General features: G+C 36.5%; 25 protein-coding genes. 12 read left to right on the plus strand and 13 right to left on the minus strand.

Translation table 11 applies throughout. The features are described from left to right. Positions 1-317: 317 nt before the first annotated feature. The 3 genes from polA to ABEA36_RS10185 form a co-directional block, all read right to left on the minus strand. Positions 318-3,089, minus strand: coding sequence for a DNA polymerase I (polA, locus tag ABEA36_RS10175; protein WP_345491771.1), 2,772 nt, complete (start codon positions 3,087-3,089; stop codon positions 318-320). A 106-nt stretch (positions 3,090-3,195) separates the two neighbouring features. Then, positions 3,196-3,837, minus strand: coding sequence for a DsbA family protein (locus ABEA36_RS10180; RefSeq protein ID WP_345491773.1), 642 nt, complete (start codon positions 3,835-3,837; stop codon positions 3,196-3,198). 41 nt (positions 3,838-3,878) lie between these two features. Then, the gene (locus tag ABEA36_RS10185) at positions 3,879-4,145 is read right to left on the minus strand and encodes a YihD family protein (RefSeq protein WP_345491775.1); all 267 of its coding nucleotides are present in this window, start codon (positions 4,143-4,145) and stop codon (positions 3,879-3,881) included. Positions 4,146-4,228: 83 nt separating this feature from the next. Between ABEA36_RS10185 and mobA the strand changes: the two genes are divergently transcribed. From mobA to ABEA36_RS10215, 6 genes are all read left to right on the plus strand, one after another. Next, the gene (mobA, locus tag ABEA36_RS10190; RefSeq protein ID WP_345491777.1) at positions 4,229-4,810 is read left to right on the plus strand and encodes a molybdenum cofactor guanylyltransferase MobA; all 582 of its coding nucleotides are present in this window, start codon (positions 4,229-4,231) and stop codon (positions 4,808-4,810) included. Then, complete coding sequence (mobB, locus tag ABEA36_RS10195) at positions 4,807-5,289, plus strand: molybdopterin-guanine dinucleotide biosynthesis protein B (protein WP_345491779.1); 483 nt, start codon at positions 4,807-4,809, stop codon at positions 5,287-5,289. The genes mobA and mobB overlap by 4 nt, the downstream gene beginning before the upstream one ends. Positions 5,290-5,368: 79 nt before the next feature. Further along, positions 5,369-6,070: a monofunctional biosynthetic peptidoglycan transglycosylase gene (gene mtgA / locus ABEA36_RS10200; protein ID WP_345491781.1), complete on the plus strand. Its 702-nt coding sequence runs from the start codon at positions 5,369-5,371 to the stop codon at positions 6,068-6,070. Between the two features lie 138 nt (positions 6,071-6,208). After that, the gene (locus tag ABEA36_RS10205; RefSeq protein WP_345491783.1) at positions 6,209-8,554 is read left to right on the plus strand and encodes a TonB-dependent receptor domain-containing protein; all 2,346 of its coding nucleotides are present in this window, start codon (positions 6,209-6,211) and stop codon (positions 8,552-8,554) included. A 47-nt stretch (positions 8,555-8,601) separates the two neighbouring features. Beyond that, the gene (locus tag ABEA36_RS10210) at positions 8,602-9,624 is read left to right on the plus strand and encodes a FecCD family ABC transporter permease (protein WP_345491785.1); all 1,023 of its coding nucleotides are present in this window, start codon (positions 8,602-8,604) and stop codon (positions 9,622-9,624) included. A 37-nt stretch (positions 9,625-9,661) separates the two neighbouring features. Next, positions 9,662-10,501: a heme/hemin ABC transporter substrate-binding protein gene (locus tag ABEA36_RS10215; protein ID WP_345491787.1), complete on the plus strand. Its 840-nt coding sequence runs from the start codon at positions 9,662-9,664 to the stop codon at positions 10,499-10,501. On the opposite strand, the gene cobB is transcribed toward ABEA36_RS10215, so the two are convergent. The 4 genes from cobB to ABEA36_RS10235 form a co-directional block, all read right to left on the minus strand. Then, positions 10,494-11,198: a Sir2 family NAD+-dependent deacetylase gene (gene cobB, locus ABEA36_RS10220; RefSeq protein ID WP_425571926.1), complete on the minus strand. Its 705-nt coding sequence runs from the start codon at positions 11,196-11,198 to the stop codon at positions 10,494-10,496. The genes ABEA36_RS10215 and cobB overlap by 8 nt on opposite strands. A 173-nt stretch (positions 11,199-11,371) precedes the next feature. Continuing rightward, complete coding sequence (locus tag ABEA36_RS10225) at positions 11,372-12,697, minus strand: 6-phospho-alpha-glucosidase (protein WP_345491791.1); 1,326 nt, start codon at positions 12,695-12,697, stop codon at positions 11,372-11,374. Between the two features lie 22 nt (positions 12,698-12,719). Beyond that, complete coding sequence (locus ABEA36_RS10230; protein WP_345491793.1) at positions 12,720-14,315, minus strand: PTS transporter subunit EIIC; 1,596 nt, start codon at positions 14,313-14,315, stop codon at positions 12,720-12,722. A 145-nt stretch (positions 14,316-14,460) separates the two neighbouring features. Next, positions 14,461-15,225: a MurR/RpiR family transcriptional regulator gene (locus ABEA36_RS10235; protein WP_425571932.1), complete on the minus strand. Its 765-nt coding sequence runs from the start codon at positions 15,223-15,225 to the stop codon at positions 14,461-14,463. Positions 15,226-15,550: 325 nt separating this feature from the next. Between ABEA36_RS10235 and typA the strand changes: the two genes are divergently transcribed. Further along, the gene (gene typA / locus ABEA36_RS10240) at positions 15,551-17,377 is read left to right on the plus strand and encodes a translational GTPase TypA (RefSeq protein ID WP_345491995.1); all 1,827 of its coding nucleotides are present in this window, start codon (positions 15,551-15,553) and stop codon (positions 17,375-17,377) included. A gap of 82 nt (positions 17,378-17,459) precedes the next feature. On the opposite strand, the gene serA is transcribed toward typA, so the two are convergent. Beyond that, complete coding sequence (gene serA, locus ABEA36_RS10245; RefSeq protein ID WP_345491797.1) at positions 17,460-18,701, minus strand: phosphoglycerate dehydrogenase; 1,242 nt, start codon at positions 18,699-18,701, stop codon at positions 17,460-17,462. A 44-nt stretch (positions 18,702-18,745) separates the two neighbouring features. Then, positions 18,746-19,402: a ribose-5-phosphate isomerase RpiA gene (gene rpiA / locus ABEA36_RS10250; protein ID WP_345491799.1), complete on the minus strand. Its 657-nt coding sequence runs from the start codon at positions 19,400-19,402 to the stop codon at positions 18,746-18,748. Between the two features lie 164 nt (positions 19,403-19,566). Here rpiA and ABEA36_RS10255 point away from each other — a divergent pair, with 164 nt between their 5' ends. After that, positions 19,567-20,463 (plus strand): LysR family transcriptional regulator ArgP, encoded by an 897-nt coding sequence (locus ABEA36_RS10255; RefSeq protein ID WP_345491801.1) that lies wholly within the window; start codon positions 19,567-19,569, stop codon positions 20,461-20,463. Positions 20,464-20,546: 83 nt separating this feature from the next. Here ABEA36_RS10255 and ftnA read toward each other — a convergent pair whose 3' ends face one another. Both ftnA and ABEA36_RS10265 read right to left on the minus strand, forming a co-directional pair. After that, positions 20,547-21,071, minus strand: coding sequence for a non-heme ferritin (ftnA, locus tag ABEA36_RS10260; protein WP_345491804.1), 525 nt, complete (start codon positions 21,069-21,071; stop codon positions 20,547-20,549). 124 nt (positions 21,072-21,195) lie between these two features. Beyond that, positions 21,196-21,978, minus strand: coding sequence for a tyrosine-protein phosphatase (locus ABEA36_RS10265; RefSeq protein WP_345491805.1), 783 nt, complete (start codon positions 21,976-21,978; stop codon positions 21,196-21,198). Between the two features lie 261 nt (positions 21,979-22,239). Here ABEA36_RS10265 and pepB point away from each other — a divergent pair, with 261 nt between their 5' ends. Next, a complete protein-coding gene (gene pepB / locus ABEA36_RS10270) occupies positions 22,240-23,517 on the plus strand; it encodes an aminopeptidase PepB (RefSeq protein WP_425571933.1) in 1,278 nt (425 codons plus the stop codon). Positions 23,518-23,570: 53 nt separating this feature from the next. Here pepB and ABEA36_RS10275 read toward each other — a convergent pair whose 3' ends face one another. Beyond that, complete coding sequence (locus ABEA36_RS10275) at positions 23,571-24,140, minus strand: peptidylprolyl isomerase (RefSeq protein WP_345491997.1); 570 nt, start codon at positions 24,138-24,140, stop codon at positions 23,571-23,573. Between the two features lie 167 nt (positions 24,141-24,307). On the opposite strand from ABEA36_RS10275, the gene ABEA36_RS10280 reads away from it, so the two are divergent. From ABEA36_RS10280 to robA, 3 genes are all read left to right on the plus strand, one after another. Next, entirely contained in the window at positions 24,308-24,976 is a 669-nt protein-coding gene (locus tag ABEA36_RS10280) for a phosphoribosyltransferase family protein (protein WP_345491807.1), read from the plus strand. 92 nt (positions 24,977-25,068) lie between these two features. Next, positions 25,069-25,644: a Fe-S biogenesis protein NfuA gene (nfuA, locus tag ABEA36_RS10285; RefSeq protein WP_345491999.1), complete on the plus strand. Its 576-nt coding sequence runs from the start codon at positions 25,069-25,071 to the stop codon at positions 25,642-25,644. 99 nt (positions 25,645-25,743) lie between these two features. Next, entirely contained in the window at positions 25,744-26,649 is a 906-nt protein-coding gene (robA, locus tag ABEA36_RS10290; protein WP_345491809.1) for an MDR efflux pump AcrAB transcriptional activator RobA, read from the plus strand. Positions 26,650-26,681: 32 nt separating this feature from the next. Here the strand turns inward: robA and trpR are convergent, their stop codons facing one another. After that, positions 26,682-26,978: a trp operon repressor gene (trpR, locus tag ABEA36_RS10295; protein WP_345491811.1), complete on the minus strand. Its 297-nt coding sequence runs from the start codon at positions 26,976-26,978 to the stop codon at positions 26,682-26,684. Between the last annotated feature and the right edge of the window lie 3 nt (positions 26,979-26,981).

Raw genomic sequence — 26,981 nt, forward strand, 5'->3', positions numbered from 1 at the left:
ATCTTATTCGCTTAAGTTCTGAGGATAAATGCTATAGTTATCCACAACCCATACGGATCACTAAGTTATTTATACGATAATAACAGCTTTGTGATCGGTTTAGTGACAGAGTTATCCACAAAAAATAATTTTAACCGTTGTTTTTTTGATTATTAATTGGTTATAAAAAAGACGAATCAAAAAAATGAGAGGATCATTATCGAATTGGAGAAAGGATCTTTCGGTAATAATAAGGGGATTTATTCAGAGAAGATCGTTTAAATAAGTTTTTAAGACCTTATTTTGATCCTAAAAACTTATTCATATAGTGCTTTGTACTAGTGAGCTTCATCCCAGTTATCACCAATACCAACATCGACTTTTAACGGTACATCAAGTTTATAACAGTTTTCCATGATCGATTTGATCTGTGTTGTGATCGTGGTGATTTGATCTTCTTTAACTTCAAAGACTAATTCATCGTGTACTTGCATGATCATTTTTATATCATCACCTTGGCTTTTAATCCATTTATCCATCTCAATCATTGCTGTTTTAATGATATCAGCAGCAGTACCCTGCATTGGAGCATTAATCGCAGCTCGCTCTGCAGCGCGTTTTTCGATGCTATTTGAGGACCTAATTTTTGGAAGGTATAATCGTCTACCTGATAATGTTTCAACATAGCCTTTTTCGGCTGCTAGTAATCGCGTATTTTCCATATAACGTTCAACGCTTGGGTAACGTTCAAAATAGCTATCGATATAAAATTTGGCTTCGTTTCTTGGTATATTAATCTGCCGAGATAAGCCAAATGCACTCATACCATAAATTAAACCAAAGTTGACGGCTTTCGCTCGTCGGCGTTCTTCTGATGTGACATCGTGTTCGCTTTTAGCGAGAATTTCACTGGCTGTAAAACGGTGAATATCTTTATCGTTAGCAAATGCATCGAGTAAGTTTTTATCTTGTGATAAGTGCGCCATAATGCGTAACTCAATTTGTGAATAGTCGGCTGATACAATTTTGTAACCTTTAGGTGCAATAAAAGCCTGACGAATTTTACGTCCTTCCTCATTACGTACAGGGATATTTTGTAAGTTAGGATCATTTGAGGATAAACGACCGGTTACAGTACCTATTTGATTATAATTGGTGTGAATCCGGTGATCTTTTTCACTGATCATTAATGGTAATTTATCAGTATAAGTATTTTTAAGTTTAGCCAGTCCACGATATTCAAGAATTAAACGTGGCAGTTCATAATCATTAGCCAGTTCACTTAATACTTCTTCATTCGTTGAAGGGTCACCTTTTGGTGTCTTTTTAATAATTGGTAATTGATTTTTTTCAAATAAGATGACCTGTAACTGCTTTGGTGAGGCAATATTAAAAACTTCACCCGCCAAATCATGAATCTGTTTTTCAAGTTGTTCTAATTTAATTTTTAGCTCTTTAGAATGATGGTTAAGTTGCTTTTCATCAATTAAAACCCCGGTTCTTTCCATGTTAGCAAGAATGATTGCCAATGGCATTTCAATATGACTAAACAGTGTGTTAAGTTTTTCTTCTTTCGCTAAGGTTGGCCATAATTTGCGATGTAATAGCAACGTGATATCAGCATCTTCACAGGCATAAAGTGTAGTGCGTTCTATATCCACCATATCAATGGTGATTCTTTTTCTTTCTACCTTGGTTAATTCATCATAAGTAATGGTTTTATGATTAAGGTATTTTTGGGCCATACTATCCATATCATGTCGGTCGTTGCTGTTTAATACGTAAGACTCCAACATAGTATCAAATTCGATTCCTTTAACTGTAATGCCATAATTGGCTAAAATGCAGTAATCAAATTTCACATTTTGACCAATTTTTTTGATGGACAGATCTTCAAAAATTGGTTTTAATTTTTGAATGATTTCATCAATGGTAAGTTGTTTAGGTACGCCTAAATAATAGTGATGAATAGGAATATAGCAGGCTTCATTTGGATTGATACTCAATGATATTCCAACCAGCTGAGCATGAAAATGATCAACACTAGTGGTTTCTGTATCAAATGCGAATAATTGGCAGGCTTTTAATTTTTTAACCCAATTATCGAGTTGTTCACTTGTTAATATCGCTTCATAATGTTTACTATCACTTGTTGCACTATCAAATTGACTTATTGGTTCTGCATTATCAATTTTCGTTGAATCAACCTGTATGTTATTGGCTTTGAAAAAAGTGTTATTTTGCAGTTCAGTTAACCATCGGTTAAACCCTTGGTATTCAAACATCTCTTTTAATTTATTGAGATCAGCCGTTTCTGGTTTAAGTTGTTCATTTGTAAAATTAAGTTCAACGTCTGTTTTTATGGTCGCAAGTAAATATGATAAGCGCGCTTCTTTTTCATTATCGACCAATTTTTGTTTAACTGATTTTGCACCACGGATTGATAATTTTTCGACTTGATCAATATGTTGATAAATATCATCGATACCATTAAATTCAGTCAATAAGCTGGTTGCCGTTTTTTCACCAACGCCTGGTACACCAGGAATATTATCAGAACTGTCGCCCATTAAGGCTAAAAAATCGATAATTTTGGCGGGAGGTACACCAAATTTATTCACAACACCTTGCGGATCGAGTACCACGTTATTCATGGTATTGATAAGGGTGACATTATTTGATACCAGTTGTGCCATATCTTTATCACCCGTGCTAATTAGTACGGATAAGTTTTCGGCTTCAGCTTGCTTTGCAAGTGTACCTATAACGTCATCAGCCTCAACGCCTTCAACACAAAGTAGTGGTAAACCCATTGCTTTTAAAATGTTATGAATCGGTTCAACTTGTACTCTTAAATCTTCCGGCATGGCTTCTCGCGTTGCCTTATAGTCACTGTAAATTTCTTTTCGAAATGATCCACCTTTGGCATCAAAAACAACCGCAATATGACTAGGATTATATTGATTGATTAGGCTTCTAATCATATTTGTCACACCATAAATTGCACCGGTCGGCTCACCTTTGGGATTGGTTAAAGCGGGGGTCGCAAAAAACGCGCGATAGAGATAGGATGAACCATCAATGAGAATAATGGGGTTTTGATTTGACATAATGAATTCACTTTTTTATAAAGGAGTATTTGGGATCAGTATACTAAAAAGTCGTACAAATAGAAAACGCGCATTAAAGCGCGTTTTAGGTAGCAGAAACGCTGATTTATTTAAGTTCTACTAGGTAATTAGCCACTCGTGAATGATCTTTGATTACTGTATCATTTGAGGTTTGATCAAGACCTCTGGCATTGATTAAATATTTACCGTTAACATAAAAACTTGGAATACTGGTTGGCTGAAGTTCCTTTCTTGCTTCTTCTTGTTGAATAAGAAACGCTTTCACTAAAAAGTTATTTTTCATACTTTCGTATTTAGCATTATCAACCCCAACATTAGCAAATACACCTTTAATATCATCTGCCGTTTTGATTGTTCTATCACGTTGGATACCATTATAAAGATCAGGAGCAATTTCATCAGTAATGCCTAATACACTAGCAATAGCCCAAGCTTCAGATAATTCTGGAGCAAGCGGTCCAAATGTACTTAAGCTGTATTTTTTGAATACAACACCTTCAGGTAAATTATCCTTTATGGTTTCCCCTATTTTGAATTCGTTATCAATACGGTAACAACTTGGGCAGTTAAACGAGAAAAACTCAAGGACTTCTTTTTGGGGCGCTGCAAATTTAGGTAATGTCGTATATTGCTTACCATCTTCAATTTTAGGCCCTTGGGTATCTGCTGCAAAAACAGCAAATGAAAATAATACGGCACTTAATGCGATAACCATTTTTTTAATCATTATAAAAAACTCCTAATCATATCCATTTATTGAGTAACTTGTTATTTTACAATTCCACGTGCTTTTAAAATTGCTGTTTTAAAATCATCTTCATAATCTTTTTTAATACCGGGGATTGCTTCTGTTTTATCAGCATCACGCATTTTTAAATGATAAATTAAAACTTCATCACTTAATGTATTGAGTTCACCCTTAAATCCTGCTTCTTGACCCAATTTTTGCAAAAATTGCAATAAATTTAAATCTGATTCTTTTTCCCATGCAGGCGCTAAAAGTTCGATTAATTCTTCTATTCTATGGCAGGCCATAATTATTTACCTATTTATTTTTTGTAATTTTACTTATAGTAATGCTATTTTAAATTTTATCAATGTAAAAAAAGTCATAAGGTATGTTAAAAAACGCTATAACCGCAATTCTTCTGGCTGGCGGTAAAAGTTCACGGATGGCAGGGAATGATAAAGGCCTTTTATTATTAAAAGGTAAACCGCTTTATTGTCATGTCATTGAACGTATTAAGCCGCAAGTTGGTACGATTATCATTAATAGTAATCAAAATATCGCTGCTTATCAGCAGTCAGGTTATCCGGTGATTACCGATCAATTATCGGGTCATTTAGGCCCATTAGCCGGTATCTATACGGGATTATTACATAGTCAAACGGATTGGAATTTAGTGGTAAGTTGTGATACGCCTTTTTTACCATTAGATTTAGTGCAACAACTACACCGTAATATGGGTGATCATTTTGCTGCTTATGTCACTGATGGAGAAAAAGAACATCCGACGATTTTACTGATTAATCGCTGCTTAGCTGGGAAAATAAAAGACTATTTAGATTGTGGTGAACGTAAATTACGACTTTTTTTACATCAAAATGGCGTGAAAAAAGTTTTATTTTCTGATCATCATCATTATTTTGAAAATATTAATACTCCGCAAGAACTAGACTATTGGAATCAGCATTTATGAGATTAATCGGGATATGTGGATATAGCGGTAGTGGTAAAACCACATTATTAAAAAAACTGATTCCAGCATTGCAGCAACGAGGTATTCGCTTAGCAGTGATTAAGCATAGTCACCATAATATGGAGATAGATACGCCTGGCAAAGATAGCTATGAACTGCGTAAAGCGGGCGCAGCTCAAGTAATGGTTGCTTGTCATCAGCGCTGGGCAATGGTAACCGAAACCATTAATCAACCCCCAAATTTGATGGAACTTGCCGGGCAATTTCGTAATGTTGATTTAGTGCTGGTTGAGGGGTTTAAAGAAGAACCGATAACAAAAATTGTCTGTCATCGATCTGCCAACCAAAAACCATTATTTTATGATTCAATGACAATTGCTATTGCAACCGATTGTGCATTAGATATTGCTATTCAACAGTTTGATAATAATAATGTGCATGAAATAGCAGAGTTTATTCAATTATATTTATCCAATTAATATCATTAAATCATTATATATTAATGTTATAACTGATATATAATTGTGCTGTTTGATTTCACTCTTAATTGCATATCCTATGACAACGCTTTTCACGAAATTCGTTAGACTACTAAAAAAAATTATCCTGATATTTATTATTGTCTCGATATTATTCGTGTTACTTTTTCGTTTTGTTAATCCGCCAGCCAGTATGTTAATGGTGCAACAAAAATTATCTGATTGGCATGGTAGACAATTACATCAATGGCGCGATTTTTCGGATATTTCTGACAATATCAAAATTGCTGTCATTGCAGCAGAAGATCAAAATTTTATTCACCATTTTGGTTTTGATTTTGATGCGATTGAACGTGCTATTGTACATAATGAAAATAGTCAACATGTTCGTGGCGCGAGTACGATTAGTCAGCAAGTGGCTAAAAATTTGTTTTTATGGCCATCAAGAAATTTTATTCGTAAAGGATTTGAGCTTTGGTTTACACTTTGGATTGAAATTTTTTGGTCGAAAGAACGCATTTTAGAAATTTATTTAAACAGTGTTGAATGGGGCAATGGTATTTTTGGTATAGAGGCTGCCGCGCATTACTATTTTAATACAACAGCTAAAAATCTGACACTTGAACAAGCCTGCTTATTGGCATCAATTTTGCCCAACCCACGCTATTTAAGCCCAACTCACCCAAATGAAAATACCCGTAATAAAGCGACTTGGATCCAAACACAAATTAATAATTTGGATAAAAATAGCTACTTAGGTAAATTAAAAAATAACGATTAAATCAATTTGAATTTGCCCATTTGACTTTAATAATAATTAAAATTATTATCTCAAAAATAATAATAAGAATCATTATCATTAAAGAAAGTAGGGATGCTCTGTGAGATTTCTTTTCCATTTATAAAGAGATCAAACCAAGTGAAACAATATAACTCAAATAAGTTTAAATATAATAAAGTATTAACTGCCTTAATCTGTTGTTTTCCATTTTTATCCTATGCAAAAGAACAACACATTGATAAACCAAATGGTGAAAGTACCCAAGACACCATTATGGTGAGTGTCAGCGATCTGCCCTTACTCAATAAAGATGGGGTGCGGGATATTAACATTGATGATGATATACCCAATGATTTTGGTTCAATTATTCGTTATCAAACATTGATTTCTGCACCAAACGCGAGTCAAGGTGCTTCTTCTTCAGGCTTTGATCGGGGTGGGTATAAAGGTTATAACATTAGAGGATTAGAAGGTAATCGCGTCGCTATCGATGTGAATGGTATACCTTTGCCTGATGCAACCAGTCGAAGCTACGGCTCACGTAGCGGTAAAGATACTTTTGGTATTGGTCGCGACTATGTTGATCCCTATATGTATCGACAGTTAGTTATTGACTCAGGGACAAGTTCAGCAACCAAAAGTAATGGGACGATTGGTGGATCGGTTTCCTTTCTAAGTAAAACGGCTAATGATTATTTAACGACAGATAAAACCACTTATGTTGGTTACCAATCCGGCTATAATTCAACCAATAAAGGTTTTCATAATGGACTCACATTTGCGGGTAAAGATGGTGAATTTGATGGTCTATTAGTTCTAAGTCGCCGTGATTACAAAGAATCAAAAATCAATAATGATATTACACCTTATCCCAATGTTTCTCATTCTAATGCTGTGTTATTACGTGGAGGTTGGCAAGCTAATCCTGAACATCTTTTTGTCACAACATTTGATTATTATTCTCGCAGCAGTCGAGATGATTATGCGTATTGGAAAATTAATCGAAATCCTGCATTGAATACGAAAATTGATGCAAAACAAAAAGGAGAGACCAAGCGTTATAGCTATGATTTAGCTTATAATTGGTCGCCATCTTCTCCCTATTTTGATGGTATTGATTCACGTCTTTTTTATCAACGTACAAAGGCCAATGATAAATCAATTATTTTTGATAGTTTACCGCCCTATCAGTTAGTTGATTCTGCTTTTAATACCGATGTATTTGGTTTTGAGAGTAAATCAGGTTTTCAAACTAACTTACAACATATTACGTTTGGTATAAGCGGTTTAATTTCCTCTACAGAACGGCCATTTTGGCAAGAAAATTTGTCTAATCCACGTGATGCAATTATGCAACCTGAAGCCGATAGTAAACGTTATCGTATGGAAGCGTTTGTAAAAGATCAGTTTAATTTCTCATTACATAATAATTTATTAACAGTTGAACCCGGTTTGCGTTTGATTTATCAAAAAACAAAAGCGGTTCATCTTGATAAAATGTCATCATCAGTGGTGACAGAACAAGATCTTGAAACATTATATGGTAAAACACATAGTGATCATTTCTTATCGCCTTCTTTATTGATCAATTATCAATTATCCGATGGTGCAAATATCTATGCTAAATATCAACGCGGGATCCAATTTCCAAATGCTGGGCAACTATATGGTTCTTGGAACTTGAATCAAAATGGTTTACCACCGACACTACAATATGCTTTTATTGGTAATATTGATCTCGAACCTGAAACAAGTCATGCTTTTGAAATTGGCTATACAGGGGATATCACAGCAGGTATTGAAGTCGGTGCATCTCTCTTTTATAACAAGTATAAGAACTTTATTGCGTCAAATCGCTATAATCGCTTAACTCATCCAGATATGTTTGATCGTGTACCAAGTCATATTGGTACTATATTTAAAACAGAAAACCGAGATGCAGCTTATATTTATGGTTTAGAATTTAATACTAAAATTGATTTTTCAGTCTGGTCTGAGACATTATCTGGTTTTGACACGGTTATTGCTATTGGTTATAGCAAAGGTAAATCAAAATCGAGCTATTCTGGTGATGAGTATGTTGATCTCGAAAGTATCGCACCACTTAAAGCTGTGATTGGACTTAATTGGAATTCACCACAAAAAGACTATGGTGCTTCAATTGTTACTACCTTACAAAAAGGTAAACAAGCTAAGGATAGTGGTCGAGAAAATTACAATAACACATCATCAAGTGTACTTGCGCCAGCTGTCACATATTATCGCATCCCCGGCTATGGCATGATTGATTTATCTGCTTATTGGCAAATAACAAAAACTGTTCGCGTTAATGGTGGAATTTACAATTTAACAGATAAACGGTATTGGAACTACAGTAACAGCCATTCATTAACACAAAGTGGTTACCCTAGTGATAAAGAGAACTTTTTACTGTCTACTCAACCGGGAAGAACATTTTACCTTGGGATGAATATTGATTTTTAATCTTGGTAGTGAATATTAACACATATGGCTCAATATGAATGGTAAACATGAAATTAGAAACAATTAGCGTTAAACATCAGCATAAAAACACGGTGGTATTGATGTTGATGATCATATTATGTTTTTCACTATTACTTTCGTTGAATATTGGGCCAATGTCGGTGCCTTTTTCTGTCTTTTGGCAATCAGATAAACACAGTCAGTTTTTATTTGATATGTGGTTACATATTCGTTTACCCCGTGTTTTTTTTGCGATTATTGTTGGCGCAGCGCTTGCCGTATCGGGGTCGATCATGCAGGGTTTATTTAAAAATCCATTAGCCGATCCCGGATTACTCGGTATTAGTAGTGGATCAGCATTATCGGTAGCTATTATGGTCATTTTACCGATTAGCTTACCCAGCGTTTTAGTCTTTTGGGCTTCAGCTAGTGCTGCTTTTATCGGGAGTTTGCTTATTACATTACTGATTTTTTTTGTATCACAGTACAAACGTGCACAATTATCACAGTTACTGTTGTTAGGAATAGCCATTAATGCGCTATGTATGGCAATTGTTGGCGTGTTGTCTTATATCAGTAATGATCAGCAGCTTCGAGAACTGTCGTTATGGGGAATGGGCAGTTTATCTAACATAAAGTGGCCGATTTTAATGATTTCAGCAGTATTTATCTTATTAATTATTTTGGGTGTTGTGCTGTTGGCTAATCGGCTCAATATCTTGCAGTTAGGCGACGAAGATGCACATTATATGGGAATTAACGTAAAACAAACCCAAACCATTTTATTAGTCAGTAGTGCATTATTGGTTGCCATCGCCGTTTCTTTGGCCGGTTTAATAGGCTTTGTCGGCTTAGTGGTACCGCACATTTTACGTTTTTGGGTCGGTTCGGATCATCGTTGGCTATTGCCGTGTTCGGCTTTAGGTGGCGCAATATTACTTCTTTTATCTGATACGCTTGCTCGAACTGTCGCTTCACCGGCGATTATCCCTATTGGTTTATTGACCTGTTTAATTGGTGCTCCTTGGTTTTTAGTGATGGTGCTAACTAAAAAACACAATAATGGTTAATGTCGAATTATGTTTATTTATATAAAAAGGTACGAAGATGAAAAGATTACTTTTTTTAGTGTTAGTTATGCTTTCTACATCAGTTATGTCAAAAGAAAGAATCATTTCGATTGGTCCAGATATCACTGAAATTATTTATCAATTAGGTGCGGGTGATGAATTAGTCGGCCGTGATATGCGTAGCATTTATCCACCTCAAGCGGCAAATTTGGCGGATGTGGGGTATATGAGAACGTTGAATGCTGAAGGATTACTTTCCCTTTACCCCGATAAAATTATTGCCAGTCAATTAGCGGCACCATCAGTGGTATTTGAGCAAATTGAAAGTATGGGTATTCCTGTTATTTTTATTAGTGGAGAGCCCAGTATTAATGGCATGATTAATCGAATACAACAAGTTGCTAAAGCTGTGGAACGTGAGTCACAAGGCGGGGAATTGGTTAAACAAATGCAAGCTACTTTAGCGCAAATTCCTTCAACGAAACTGCCTTTGAACGTCATGTTTATCCGTAGCTTTAATAACAACAATATATTGGCTGCAGGTAAAGAGACATTGATTGATTATGTTTTTCAAATTGCTGGCGTTAATAATGCCTTGGCGGATATGAATCGTTATCAAACTTTATCGGGTGAAGGATTGATTTTAGCTAAACCTGATCTCATTGTTACAACTAAAACGGCAATGCGCTATTTTCAAAATGAAGAGGATTTTTGGTTATTGGATAATGTAATAAATACCCCAGCAGGTAAAAACCGCCAGTTATTGGTGATGGATGATATGGCTTTACTGAGTTTTGGACTACAAACACCGCAAGCGATTTTATTTTTACGCCATTATGCTGAAAAATTAGTTGCTTCACAAGGAAATTCTAATTAATTGAGTTTTTTATAAATTGTTTAACAAAATCAGGTACGATTTTACTAGCGGGACCATATATTTTAGTCTGAAATTGATTCCCTTTTAATGATGGTTCAAGATTTAACTCAATGGTATTGGCATTCACTTGATTTGCGACTTGTACAAATCCGGCTGCGGGATAAACGTTGCCGGATGTTCCAATCGAGATAAAATAATCAGTCTGTTCTAATTGTTGGTAAATAGTATCCATATACAATGGTATTTCACCAAACCAGACAATATGGGGCCGAATATCGGGATTTTTGGTGTAATCAATGTCGCTATCACAATCAATAATTTGCCCTGTTTGTTCATTGCGGGCCTTGAGTAATTCACCATGCATGTGAATAATATTCTTTGATCCTGCTTTTTCATGCAGGTTATCCACATTTTGCGTTACGATGGTGACATTTTCACTCCCTAAAGTCTGTTCCAGTTCAGCTAAAGCATAATGTGCGGCATTAGGTTTAACATTAGGATTTTGTAGCTTTTTACGTAGCATATTATAAAAATCATGTACGCCAATGGGGTCACGCAAATAGCCATCATAAGTCGCGACATCATCCACATTATGCCCTTCCCATAAACCATTTTGAGCACGAAATGTCGCCAATCCTGATTCCGCTGAGATACCTGCGCCAGTTAAAATGACAAGTTTAGGTTGCACCGTTAACACTCCAAAACACGCTAATGTGATTTTTTACAGTTTAACATAGATACCTTGGTGATCACTATTTTGGTTGGTTGTTGTTAATTGAATTGGAAATGGTGATAGAAAAAATGTTCTCAATAGGGGTTAGCTATTGAGAACATTGCCTTATAACTCTTGTTTATCTAGTCGAATCGTGTTTAATGTAATTCTGGCCAGTACGCTTTATTTGCTTCAATTAAATCATCTAAAATGGCTTTAGCTACACTGGCGCTTGGTACTGTTTTTGATAATGTCAGTGCTTGCCACATTTTTAGGTAACTTTTTTCGATATATGCCTCAACGACCAATTTTTCGACGGCAACTTGCTCTTCCATTAATCCTTTTTGGAAATTAGGTATTTTTCCTTGGCACAATGGTTCTGGCCCATCACTACCAACAAGACACGGTACTTCAACCATTGCATCGTCACGAAAGTTGGCGATTGCACCATTATTTTCAACTATCAATAACATTCGTTCACCGGTGTTATAGGCAATTGCGCGTGCTAAATCAACAATAAAAGAAGCATGGCTGTCGATATGGAATGATTGTCCTTTTGCTGTACCGGCTGCCGTGATTGCTTTCGCGGCATTAAATACATTTTTTTCACGACCCTTCATCACTTCATTTGCTCTTGTAAATTCCGGATTCGAATGCTCAACCACATAATCGGGGAATAGATAGTATTTTAAATAGGTATTAGGCAAATAATTTGGATCGACGGCAATAATGTCTTTTGCTTTACGATGGGTATCTTGCCAACTTGGATCGGTATGCTGTGTATCGATTTCAATTTGTGTTAAATAGCCATGTTCCATCACATAATCGCGAATTTGTGGAAGCAGCTCTTTACCATCAGGGTCTTTAACACTTGTCCACCATCCAAAGTGATTTAAACCAAAATAGCGTACCGTTAATTGTTTTGGTTGTAATCCAACAATTTGAGACATCCGGCGAGTCGTACCAATTGGCATATCACAAATATTTAATACTTTTGATTTTGGTCGTAATACACGGCATGCTTCAGCAACAATAGAAGCGGGATTAGAGTAATTGAGCATCCAACAATTGGGTGAGTATTTTTCCATAATATCGATGAGTTCAATCATGTCTCGCATACTGCGAATACCATAAGCAATACCACCTGGTCCACAGGTTTCTTGACCTAAAACCCCATGTTTAAGTGGGATTTTTTCATCAAGTTCACGCATTTTATACTTACCGGTACGGATATGTGCCATGCAAAAATCAACATCAGTGAATGCCTCTTTAGGATCGGTTGTGTAACTGAATTTAATCTCTGGCGCATTTTCTTTTAATACGATAGCTAATGCCTGACCTAATATTGCTTGGCGTTCTGCATCATTATCATAAAGCGTTAGTGAACGGATTGGAAAACGATCCAAATTCTCTAACATCATCATGACAATACCCGGTGTATATGTACTACCACCACCAGCGATGACAACTGAATATTTTTTCATTCGGTACTCCTTTTTATCTCAATTAATGGGTAATGGTGATGTTTGCCAAATGGCTATCAACAGCTTTGCGAACAGCATTAATTTTTAACCCATAGACAACCTGAACATTATTGCCTTTTTTGATGACAGCGCTTGCGCCAGTTTGGGTTTTTAAATTCTCTTCATCAACCAGTGATACATCACGAATAATTAAACGTAAACGGGTATAACAGTTATCAACATTCTCAATGTTGCTATGTCCACCAAGTAATTCGACAATTAGTGGGGCATCGATATCATGGTTAGTGGCTTTGTTATCATTTGTTTTCTGTTTTTCTTTATAATCATTTTTTGAATACAATTTAGTTTCTTGACCCGCTGATTCGCGCCCAAGTGTTTGTAAATTCAGCTTGGTGATAAGCAGTCTAAAAATGAGGTAGTAAAGAATAAAAAAGACCAATCCAACTAACACATAATAAGGCCAGCTGGTTTTTTCCACGCCAAGTGGAACATTGAATAATAAGAAGTCGATAATCCCATTTGGGCCAATCGCTCTGACATCAAGAAAGTTAAGAACAACCATGCTTAGCCCACTTAACATGGCATGTACCACAAATAGAATTGGGGCAACAAATAGAAAGGTAAATTCAATCGGCTCAGTGACGCCAGCCACTAATGATGCCACTGCTGCGGGAACTAAAATGGCTTTTACTTTGGCTTTATTTTCTGGGCGAGCAGTTTGATACATTGCTAAGCATGCACCCAGTAAGCCAAACATTTTAGAAATACCTCTAGCATCCCAAATAACGGTCGGTGAAAGACGTAAAATACTCGGGTCGGCCATTTCGGCATAATAGATATTACGAGCCCCTTCAAGCACAGTGCCATTGATTTCAGCTACGCCACCTAATGGGCTATATAAAAATGGTGTATAGACTAAATGATGTAAACCCGTTGGAATCAGTAACCGTTCAAGCATACCATATAAGAAAATACCCGCACTACCACTATGGTTAATGAATTTACCTAAACTTAAAATGCCGTATTGGACAAACGGCCATAGGTAGGTTAAGCATACCGATAAAATTACGACAGTTGGAATTAATACGATGAATACAAACCGAGAACCGCCATAAATTTGCAGTGCATTGGTGAATTCGGTTTCACAAAAGCGGTTATGAATATAGGCTGTAACCACACCTAACATTAAACCCAAGAAAATACCCATATCAAGAATTTGTACACCTAGCACCAAGGTTTGCCCTGTGCCAGATAAGGGCATATCTTTAAATAACATGCCTTTAATTTCCATAAATTTATTCATCGAATAGATGAAAATTAAAAAGCCCAAAACGGCAGTAAACCCTGCTTCAGCTCGTTTTTTTTGTGCCAAGCCAACACTCAATCCAACACAAAAAATTAGTCCAAGATTAGATAAAATAGAGACTAATGATTTTGATAAAATAGCAAAAAAATCTTGGATAAAGGCATGATTTAAAAATGGTAATAATTCGAGAAGTCGGACATTCGTAAAGATATTACTGATTGCGATAAGTACGCCAACAATGGGCAAAATTAATACAGGGATAAACATTGCTTTGGAAAAGCGTTGTAAGTTATTCATTATATTTTCTTTCACAAAACCCTCTCTATCATGTGGTGATTAACGTATGGATAAATACTATATCCAGAGCAAAGGTGATGTATATATTGATTCGGTGATTAGATACAGGTTTCAGCATTTAGAAACCTGTTACCATCAAGGGGATGAGTTTGTTTGTGATTTACTGCTTGGCGATAATTTGTTGATGATATTCGTAAGTAATCGCTTCAAATAACATCAGTAAATTAGGAAAAAAAGGATTTGGGAAAATATTTAAGTCATCAAGTTTATTATTGTCTTCGATTTTAAAATTAATATCCGACAGTTCCGCTAATGGATTGGCAAGTTCATTGGTAAATGACACGACAAAGATATTATTTTCTCGTGCGGTGCGAGCCTTATTAACAACTTGTTCGGTGTGACCTGATTTTGATACGGCTAAAAAGATGCCAATATGGCTTAAATTATTTTCAAACACAGCTGCTGAATCCGATCCGCTTGCCAACATGCTTTTTTTACCTAAAACCAACAATTTTTTATGGATATATTCTGCAATAATGCCAGAAAAACCGGTCGCATAAATGAAAAAGAATTTATGATCGAGTAGGGATAATTTTTCGGCAAATGCTTGTAGCAGATGGTAGTCATTAAACTGAGTTAAATGTGGTATTGAAAATAAATTATTATGTTGATAGGCCGTATTGGTGAGACTTATTTGCGTACTGTTTTTGATTTGTGGATACAGTTTGTAATGCATATCCACAAAGCCTGTAAAGCCAAGCTTTTTGGTTAAGCGCATGATTACTGACGTTGAGGTATAGTTATTTTTAGCAATCCCCCGTACACCCATGCTCATTACATCATCAATATTTTCAATGATATAGTTTAATACACGCTGTTCGACATCGTTTAGTTTTTTACCGTTTGCGATCTTTTTAATCTGAATTTGAGTATTCAAAATATTTACCTATTAATAAAAGCGTATTTTGATAATTAATTTGACTGAAATTAATGCTGAGTGTGTAAAATCCCGAATATTTATGCCTGTGAGTCAACGAATTGAGACAAGAATCGTGTATCTATATTGAATTCTCTTTTAGCGTTATTCAACAAATTGATGATAATTCGCTATAATAGCCAAGTATTGTATGAAAAATGAGACCTATTTCAAAAATAAATACGATTATTTGTGATCTTGATCAACACTTATGGTAAAAAAGGTGTATAATTTTGCGCCTAATTGTCCTGTTAATTATTCTGGAATAAATATTGTGATTGAAAATTTAAGAAATATTGCCATTATCGCGCACGTCGACCATGGTAAAACAACACTGGTTGATAAGCTATTAAAGCAATCAGGTACACTTGGTGAAACGCGTGGCGAAGAAGCTGAACGTGTAATGGACTCCAATGCTTTAGAAAAAGAGCGTGGCATTACCATTTTAGCTAAAAATACTGCAATTAATTGGAATGATTACCGTATTAATATCGTGGATACCCCAGGACATGCCGATTTTGGTGGTGAAGTTGAACGTGTAATGTCGATGGTTGACTCTGTATTATTACTTGTCGATGCGATGGATGGCCCGATGCCACAAACACGTTTTGTAACTCAAAAAGCGTTTGCTTATGGTTTAAAACCAATCGTTGTTATCAATAAAGTTGACCGTCCTGGTGCTCGTCCTGATTGGGTTGTAGACCAAGTTTTTGATCTATTTGTTAACCTAGGTGCAACTGATGAACAATTAGATTTCCCTATTATCTATGCGTCAGCATTAATGGGGGTTGCGGGTGTTGATCATGAAACACTAGCACCAGATATGACGCCATTATTTGAAGCGATTGTAAAACATGTTGAACCGCCTAAAGTCGATTCAGATGGTCCGTTCCAAATGCAAATTTCACAACTTGATTATAACAACTATGTCGGTGTTATCGGGATTGGTCGTATTAAACGCGGTCGTGTTAAACCAAACCAACAAGTGACGATCATTGATAGTGAAGGTAAAAAACGTAACGGTAAAGTGGGTCAAGTGCTTGGTCACTTAGGTTTACAACGTTATGAAGCAGATGTCGCTGAAGCGGGTGATATTATTGCGATTACAGGTCTTGGTGAATTAGGTATTTCTGATACGATTTGTGATGTAAGCGCAGTTGAAGCATTGCCTGCATTGACCGTTGATGAACCAACTGTAACTATGTTCTTTAATGTTAACAATTCACCATTTGCCGGTAAAGAAGGTAAATTTGTGACTTCACGACAAATTTTAGAACGTCTGAAAAAAGAACTGGTTCATAACGTGGCACTACGTGTTGAAGAAACGCCTGACCCAGATGCTTTCCGTGTTTCTGGTCGTGGTGAATTACACCTTTCAGTATTAATTGAAAATATGCGCCGTGAAGGGTATGAATTAGGTGTATCACGCCCTAAAGTTATCTTTAAAGAAGTGGATGGTAAACGTCAAGAACCATTTGAACAAGTAACCTTAGATATCGAAGAACAACACCAAGGTTCTGTGATGGAAGCATTAGGTTTACGTAAAGGTGATTTAACGAATATGTTACCAGATGGTAAAGGCCGTGTGCGTTTAGATTATATTATTCCTAGCCGTGGCTTAATTGGCTTTAGAACGGAATTTATGACGATGACGTCTGGTACAGGTTTACTGTATTCAACATTTGACCATTATGATGACGTTCGTCCTGGTGAAATTGGTCAACGTAACAACGGTGTATTAATTTCAAATGGTACAGGTAAAGCACTGGCTTATGCACTTTATAGCTTACAAGATCGTGGTAAATTATTCTTAGGTCACGGTGCAGAAGTTTATGAAGGTCAAATTATTGGTATTCATACGCGTTCTAATGACTTAACTGTTAACTGTCTAACGGGTAAAAAATTAACGAATATGCGTGCTTCTGGTACTGACGAAGCAACAACATTATCGCCAGCAATTAAAATGTCTCTAGAGCAATCTTTAGAGTTTATTGATGATGATGAATTAGTTGAAGTGACACCACTGTCTATCCGTTTACGTAAACGTCATTTAACTGAAAATGATCGTAAACGTGCCTACAGAGGCGGTAATAAAGATTAATTTTAATCGGTATTACAAAAAAGAAAAGGTCGATATTATATCGACCTTTTTTTATAGTTAAATGTTGTTTAAAATTGTTTTTTTAAAATAACAGTCTTGCTCTGATTGTACCGGCAACGTTCTTCAATTCAACAAGCACTTCCTCAGCCTTACTAAAATCCACACTATCAATATCGATGACGACATAACCGACTTCTGGTGTAGTTTGTAAGTATTGCGCAGCGATATTCAAACCACGGCTGGCAAACAAGGTATTGATTGCGGTCAGCACGCCAGGTTGGTTTTTATGGATATTTAGGAAGCGACTCACGCCTTTACTTGGAATGGGTAAAGAAACTTCAGGGAAGTTAACTGCGCTGAGTGTTGAGCCCGTATCCGAATATTTGGCTAATTTTGAGGCGACTTCAATACCGATATTTTCTTGTGCTTCAATGGTTGAGCCACCAATATGCGGTGTAATAATGACGTTATCATATTTACATAGTGGTGATTCAAATGGCTCACTATTACTTGCTGGTTCTGTTGGGAATACATCGATTGCTGCACCGGCAATATGTTTACTTTCTAAGGCATCAGCTAATGCATCAAGATCAATGGTTGTACCTCTTGACGCATTAATTAAAATAGAACGAGGCTTCATCATTGCCAGTTCTGTTTTGCTGATCATATTGATAGTGGTAGGATTTTCTGGCACATGTAATGAAATAACATCACATTTTTCAAGTAGCGCCTGTAAGCTTTGCATCTGTTTCGCATTACCTAATGGCAATTTAGTTTCGATGTCATAAAAGTAGACTTTCATGCCTAATGCTTCAGCAAGCACACTTAATTGACTGCCAATATGGCCATAACCAATAATCCCTAGACGTTTTCCGCGTGCTTCGTGTGAACCAATCGCAATTTTATTCCACTTGCCTAAATGGGCTTGCGCATTCGCTTCTGGGACTCGTCTAAGGAGCAAAATAGTTTCGGCTAATACTAACTCGGCAACAGACCGCGTATTTGAAAATGGGGCATTAAAAACAGGAATCCCTTTTGCTGCGGCCGCAGCAAGATCGACTTGATTGGTACCAATACAAAAACAGCCAATACCTGCAAGTTTTGGTGCTGCATCGATAATATCTTTTGAGAGTTGTGTTCTGGAACGAATGCCAACAAAACGGGCATCTTTAATGGCTTGCTTTAATTCGTCTTCATCCAGAGCACCTTTGTAGTACTCAATATTGGAATAACCGGACGATTTTAAAATTTCTATTGCGCTTGGATGAACCCCTTCCAGTAATAAAAATTTATTTTCATCTTTGGTTAATGCTTGAACTACCATCTTATCCTCTCTTTAGATTAGTGATATAACTGATAAATGAACGACTACTTTACCTCTTTAACCCCATTTGCTGTGCCGACTAACGCAATATCAGCGCCGCGATTAGCAAAAATTCCGACAGTCACAACACCTGCTATCCCATTGATTCTATTTTCAAATTCAATAGCATCTTGGATCATAAAATCATGTATATCTAAAATCACATTACCATTGTCAGTCAGGACCCCTTCACGATAAATGGGTTTACCACCGAGTTTAAACAACTCTCTTGCCACATAAGAACGAGCCATTGGGATCACTTCGATAGGTAATGGAAATTTACCTAATGTATTAACGATTTTTGATTCATCAACGATACAAATAAATTGTCGACTTAGCGCCGCAATGATTTTTTCACGTGTGAGCGCCGCACCACCGCCTTTAATCATTTGCATTTGATGGTTTATTTCATCGGCACCATCAACATAGATATCTAGACTATCAACTTCATTACAGTCAAAAACAGGAATGCCGTAAGATTTCAATTTGGCTGTTGAAGCTTGTGAACTTGAAACGGTGCCAATAATGTCATCTTTAATTGTTGCTAAGGCATCAATAAAATGGGAAGCGGTTGAGCCGGTACCGACACCAACAATTGTTTTGGGTTTAACAAATTTAAGCGCTGCAAAGCCTACTGCTTTTTTTAGTTCATCTTGAGTCATTACATCACCTTTGATTGAATGTTCACAAAAAATAAAAATTTTAAAAGCAATCTTCCGTAAGATATGGCATAGTAACCAATTAGGAAGCAAAAATCATTATGAATTTGATAAAATAAATTAATTCATATTTCAACGGCAATATTAACAAAAATTATTATACAACCATGAAACGTCCAGATTATAGAGCATTACAAGCATTGGATGCCGTAATAAAAGAGCGAGGATTTGAACGTGCTGCTGATAAATTGTGTATAACACAACCAGCGGTATCGCAGCGTATTAAGCAATTAGAGAGTTTTTTTGGCCAACAATTATTAGTGCGGACGATCCCACCGAAAGCAACCAAACAAGGTGAGCATCTATTAGGACTACTTCATCAGGTTGAATTACTTGAGCAGCAATGGCTTGGTGATAATGATCATAATACGACACCATTATCGTTGTCGATTGCTGTTAATGCAGACTCACTAGCAACGTGGTTATTACCCGCTTTAAAACCCGTATTGGATAGAAATAATCTGCGTTTTGATATTCAAATTAAAGATGAAGAACACACGCTTGATCTGCTACGCTTAGGGACGGTTGTCGGCGCGATCAGCATTCAAGAGTTGCCGTTACCTGGCTGTTTATCTGATCGGCTTGGCGCATTAGATTATATTTTTGTGGCTTCACCTGATTTTGCCAAACGTTACTTCCCTAATGGCGTCACACGCTCGACCTTAATGAAGGCACCTGCGGTTGCATTTGATCATTTAGATGATATGCACCAAATGTTTTTAAACGAAAACTTTAATTTAGCACCCGGTAGTGTGGTATGTCATATTACCAGTTCATCAGAAGCTTTTGTTCAATTGGCTAAACAAGGGGCTGCATGTTGTATGCTACCGATTTTACAAGTTGAAAAAGAGCTTAAAAGTGGTGAGTTGATTAATCTTACTGAAGGTTTATTCCAACGTCGTATGCTGTATTGGCATCGTTTTGCACCTGAAAGTAGTGTAATGCAAAATATTTCGGAAACCTTACTTAATTACACCAAACATGTTTTATGGCAGCAAGATTAGTTTTTGCTAATACTGTTTGCTCATCGCCAATAAAAAAGGCGTTTATCAAAACGCCTTATCATAAAATGTCATGTTTATGTCAATTACACATTTTTATTATCAGCCAGTAATCCGGACTCTGATAGCACCTGTGTAAAATCTTTATCCATGAAGAATAGATCGCGTTTGTTATCACCAACAAGATTTAGTTTATCAACGATTGTTTTGAACAGTTTTTCTTCTTCATGCTGTTCTGCTACATACCATTGTAAGAATTGAAATGTTGAGTAATCTTTTTTCGTTAATGCGTAATCCACTAATTCATTAATTGCTTGGCTAATTTTGATCTCATGAGCATATGCCTTTTGAAAAACATCGCTGAGTGAGTTGAATTGTGTTTCTGGTGCATCAATTTGACCGACGATCGCAAGTGAACCACAATCTTGTACATAATCAAATAGACGTTGCATGTGACCCATTTCTTCTTTAGCGTGGTCACGTAAAAAACGACCGAAAGTTGAGAAGTTTTGATCATCACACCAAGCGCTCATTTGTAGATAAAGGTTTGATGAATAAAATTCAAGATTTAATTGATCGTTTAGTTTTTTTGTCATTTCTTTTGTTAACATGACATTGCTCCCATTATTGTTAGGTATTGCTCTTTTATAATTATGTATTAGATGGTTTATTGTTTCGTCTAATTTTTATGCTTATTTGCGAGCGTAAGTATACCTTAAACAATGTCAAATTAAATCAAATTAAATAATAATTTTTAATGATTTGGCGATTTTTTTCGGTTAACTGATACTCATTCTCAAGCCAGTCATCAACGGTACCGTATTTGCTTTTTATTGCATCAATTGCTGACTGTAAATAAACGGGTTTTGCCGCAAAAATTTGTTGTCGGTTGATGAGCTCATCAGTGGTTAATTTATCTTTATACTGCTCAAATAAATGCTGCCTAAAATCGTTTAATAAGTGATCGGATAACAGATAATCTTGCATGATGGTTTGTTCATCTACGCCTAATGTAAATAATGTTAATGCAACCCCGACCCCTGTACGGTCTTTTCCGATGGCACAGTGTTGTACAATCGATTGCCCATTATGGTTTAAAAGTAAATGGACAAGTTTTTGATAGGCTGGATTATTAAACGGTAATAGTTGATAGAGTTTGACCATAAAATCCAACGGAGAATGTTTTTTTAATGAACCGCTGTGAGTTAACTCTTTGGTTAACGTTGCGGTAACTTCATCACTAAAGGGGTTAGCTGGAATATTAAAATAATGTGCATGTTGCCATAGATTATCGGGCCTAGCCTCTGCTTCGGTTTGGTCTCGGTAATCAAGTACATTTTTGAGCCCAAGTGAGTCTGCGATGAAATGCTGTTCGGTGGCATTAATATTATAAAAATCACCAGAGCGAAACAGGCATCCGGGACGAATTTGACGTCCATCTTGTGTTATTATTCCACCAAGATCACGAAAGTTAATGCCATTTTTTATCGGTATAAGTGGCGATGATGACGGTAACATCTTATCCTCTATTATTTTAGTGATGCATGATTAAATTATAGCGTAATTTACCTTAATCATCTGCTAATTTGCATTGGTTACATCATTTTTACACTATAATGATAGCTTATGATAAAAATTTAACGAAAAAATTTTATGTTACTATCAGTCAATCCCCTTGTTTTTGCTAAGATAACAGTATAATTCCTCACCCATTTTGATAGAATATTGATATTAAGATGCGAAACGGTATTTTCATTGGAGTGATAAAGTATGTCTAAAATGTCGGTTTTTTTGTCGAGTGAGCCTGCAAGTGAATTATGGGGCAAATCTGCCTTATTAAGTTATTCAGATCAAGGTATTACCATTCATTATAAAAAAGAGCATCGATTAGGTGCAATTCAGCGCGCTGGACGTAAAATCGAGAGTCAGGGAATCTATCAGCTTCAATTAGCTGGAGATGGCTGGGATTTAGAAGCGAATTGGCATTTCTGGTTGGGGTATCGTCATCCTAAAACACACCAAACCAGCAAAATTACATGGTCTAAGTTAAGCAAAAATGATAAGCAAGAACTACAACATCGTTTATCCATTATTGATTGGTCACGAGATATTATTAATCAGCCTGCTGAAGATCAAAGCCCGATGCAATTAGCTGAGCGTAGTGCCGAATTATTAGCCGCACAATCATCACACATTCATTATCAGTTTATTGCGGGTGAAGCGTTAAAAGATAAAAACTACATGGGGCTTTATACGGTGGGTCGGGGGTCGGTTCGTCCACCGGTGTTACTGGAACTCGATTATAATCCAACACAAGATAGCAATGCCCCTATTTTAGCCTGCTTAGTTGGCAAAGGGATTACGTTTGATTCTGGGGGATATAGCCTTAAACCCAGTAGTTTTATGGAGTCGATGCGTGCAGACATGGGCGGTGCAGCATTAGTTACGGGTGCTTTAGCCCTTGCTATGGCGCGCGGTTTAAAACAACGTGTTAAATTGTATTTATGCTGTGCTGATAATTTAGTCAGCGGTGATGCCTTTAAATTAGGTGATATTATTCGTTACCGCAACAATGTGACAGTTGAAATTGATAATACTGATGCGGAGGGGCGCTTAGTGTTAGCCGATGGTTTATTGTGTGCCGATAAGGATAACGCTAAATACATTATTGATTGTGCTACATTAACCGGTGCGGCCAAAGTTGCGGTAGGCAACGACTACCAATCGTTATTGTCATTTGATGATAAATTTGCCAACCAGCTTTTACATTGTGCTGATAGTGAGCATGAAGCTTTTTGGCAATTACCACTTGCGGAGTTTCATCGGGGGCAATTTCCATCATCTTTTGCTGATATTGCTAACTCAGGTTTACCAAATACTGCAGGAGCAAGCACTGCTGCAGCCTTTTTATCGTATTTTGTCAAAAATTATAAAAAGAATTGGTTGCATATTGATTGTTCTGCGACGTTTCGTAAAAGTGCGACAGCATTATGGGCAACCGGGGCAACGGGTGTTGGTGTGCGTTCATTAGCGAATTTATTAATGCAATTAAAATAAAAAAAAAAGCGCCTTTGGCGCTTTTTTATTAATCGATAAATGGCTATTGGTGTTTATTCAACAACACTTACCTTGGTAATGTAAATTGGTTCTAATGGCACGTTTTGATGAGGTCCTTTACGGCCGGTTTTCACTGCGACGATTTTATCTACGACATCCATTCCATTGATGACTTTACCGAATACGGCGTAGCCGTATTTGCTTTCAGACTGGTAGTCGAGGAAATCGTTATCAGCAACGTTAATAAAAAATTGGCTCGTTGCACTATCAACAACACTGGTCCTTGCCATTGCAATGGTACCACGTTGGTTTTTTAAACCGTTGTCAGCTTCATTTTTTATGGGTGCACGGGTTTCTTTAAAGTTGAGCTGATCATCTGCGCCGCCACCTTGAATCATAAAATTCGGGATCACACGATGAAAGGTTAAACCATCATAATAACCACTGTTGACATAATCGAGAAAATTTTTGGTGGTGATGGGAGCATGTTCTGTATCTAGTTCGATTTCAATATTACCAACGGTTGTTTCCATTAATACTTTAGTATTTGCCATGGCGAAAGTAGAGATAAGTGATAGCGCAAATGACAAGAGTAGTACTTTTATTGTTTTCACTTTAAATATCCTTCAAATCAATTAAACCGAAACATTATAGCTAATTCTTTTTATGATAGGAATTTTTTCCGCAAAATTTACGTAATACTGCGTCACGTTTCGCACAATATTTGCTTACTTGACAATAGCTTGCAATATTTAATTAACATCATTTTGATTATCGATAAGGAGTCATTATGAACTGTGTTTTATGCCAGCTTCCACTTAATTTACCATGGGGAATTTGTAGTCAATGCTTTCAGCACTTACCGCATTGTATTACGGGTTGCGGTGTCTGTGGTTTACCGTTATTTAATCAGCAGCAATCGTGTTATCACTGCCATGAACTTAAGCCAAATTGGCAGCGATTGATCGCGGTTGCCGATTATAAAGCACCATTTACCAAGCTAATTTACCAATTTAAATCAGCGCAAAAAACGGCTTTTTCATTTGCCCTTGCGCGGTTAATGTTTTTAGCATGGTATCAACAACGTTTAGCGACGGGCATCGCTCGCCCAGACATTGTGACATGTGTACCATTGCATCGATCACGTTATTGGTCACGTGGTTATAATCAATCAGCCTTGTTAGCCAAGCATATTGCACATTGGCTCGCTGCAGATTTTCAGCCTCATTTAATATTATGCAATGTTAAAAAGCAGGATCAGAAAACGCTATCAAAAATAGCGCGGCAACGTAATGTGGCGTCTGCTTTTGAATGTCATTCTAATCTAACAGGAAAAACGATTGCTGTTATTGATGATATTGTCACAACGGGTCATACGATTAATGCAGTAAGTAAACAGTTAAGGTTGCAAGGTGCCCGTTATATTCAAATTTTGTGTTTATGCCGGACGAGCTTGTAAAAGCTAAAACAAGCTATATAATTGATGAATACAGTCAACTATTATCCTGATATTTAGGGTAGCTGTTATCGACAAGTGAGAAGCGTATGTCAATTATTACCATTAATGATGCTGCAAGAGCACATTTTAAAAAGCTATTAAGTAACCAACCTGAAGGCACCCAAATCCGCGTTTTCGTGATTAATCCTGGCACACCAACGGCTGAGTGTGGCGTATCGTATTGCCCACCAGATTCTGTTGAAGAGTCAGATATTGAAGAAAAAAATGAAGACTTTTCGATTTATATTGATGAAATCAGTGCCCCATTTTTAGATGAAGCGGTAATTGATTTTGTGACCGATGAACTAGGCTCTCAGCTCACATTAAAAGCACCTAACTCTAAAATGAAACGTGTTGATGATGATGCCCCACTCATTGAACGTGTTAATTATATGATACAAGCTCAAATTAATCCGCAATTAGCTAGCCATGGCGGTTATGTGAGTTTGGTTGAAATCACGGATGATAAGCATGTGATTCTTCAATTTGGTGGCGGTTGTAATGGTTGTTCGATGGTTGATGTGACCTTAAAAGAAGGGATTGAAAAACAACTGTTAACCGAATTCCCAGAATTAACGGGCGTCCGAGATTTAACCGATCATCAGGCAGGAACACATTCCTATTATTAAAAAGTAAAAATTTGAAAATTTTTATTTTTTTCTTTGATTATGCTTAGAGTTACGGCATAATCGCGAAACATGTGACTTAGTTTATGGATATGACGCATTATGATGAATCAAGCCAATATTATTTCTGATTTAATTAAATGGATTGAAAAAAATTTAGAACAGCCTCTGTCTATTGATCATGTTGCTGATAAGTCTGGCTATTCAAAATGGCATTTACAGCGAATGTTTAAAAAAGTCACCGGTCAAATTTTAGGGACATATATCCGTCACCGTCGTCTGACACATGCGGCGTTGGCGCTTAGGTTAACAAGTAAACCTATCTTAGATATTGCGATGCAGTACCGCTTCGATTCACAGCAAACGTTTACGCGTTCGTTTAAAAAGCAATTTAATGTCACACCTGCAACTTATCGTCGTAATGAATTGTGGGATCCGCGTGGTCTAACCCCACCAATTGAATTGAATAAAACGCAATTGAAATTACCAGAGCCAACTTTTGTTGATTTACCACAGCAGGTCTTTTGTGGTATTACCTACAAAAATAACTGTAATTTAAATGAGTTATTACAACATAATGCGATTTTAAGAAAACAGTTCTTTACTGATTATATGGCGAAGTATTTCAAAAGCAATGCGGTTTTACCAAATAAAGTCTATACGTTTAGCCGTGTACTTAAAGGTAAAGATCATATTGATGAACAAGAAGTTCTTTATACAATTGGTATTGAAGATAATAGTATTATTGAAAATGCTGAAAAATACGTGAGTAAAGGCGGCTTATATGTCTGTTTTAAATATATTGGCCCACCACTCGGTTTGCTTGATTTTATTTCACAAATCTATTTTGCAGCCATCCCAATGTTAAAAGTCAAACTGCGCCCTGGTGATACGATTGAAATTCACTATAATCACAGTAACTTAACTTCTCATAGTGATATTATGGAAATTCCGAGTGTTGAATGTGATTATTGTGTCCCAGTTATTATGAAACAAGATGATGCATAACCGGACTTGAGTTGATAAAAAAGGCGCTGATATTAAGCGCCTTTTTGTTTATCAAGTAAGCTTGTTTCAAGCCATTGCTTGAATTGAGGTGACACATCTTTCAATGAATTCGAGCCACGGGTTACTGTCGCAATTCCAATACCTAACTGGTCTTTGAGCTGGCGTTGGTTAATGGTGCCTTCTAATAAGGCTTTTACGATTTTAACCCGAGTCACAAGCGCACTACGCTCATCTGTTGTCAGCAAAAGTTTGAAAATATCAAACTGGTAATTATCTGCAAATGCTTGCTGTAAAAAATTTACTGTATTTTGCCAATCATCGTCTTTCATTAT

It is taken from the genome of Orbus sasakiae, from assembly GCF_039542345.1.
Lineage (GTDB): Bacteria > Pseudomonadota > Gammaproteobacteria > Enterobacterales > Orbaceae > Orbus > Orbus sasakiae.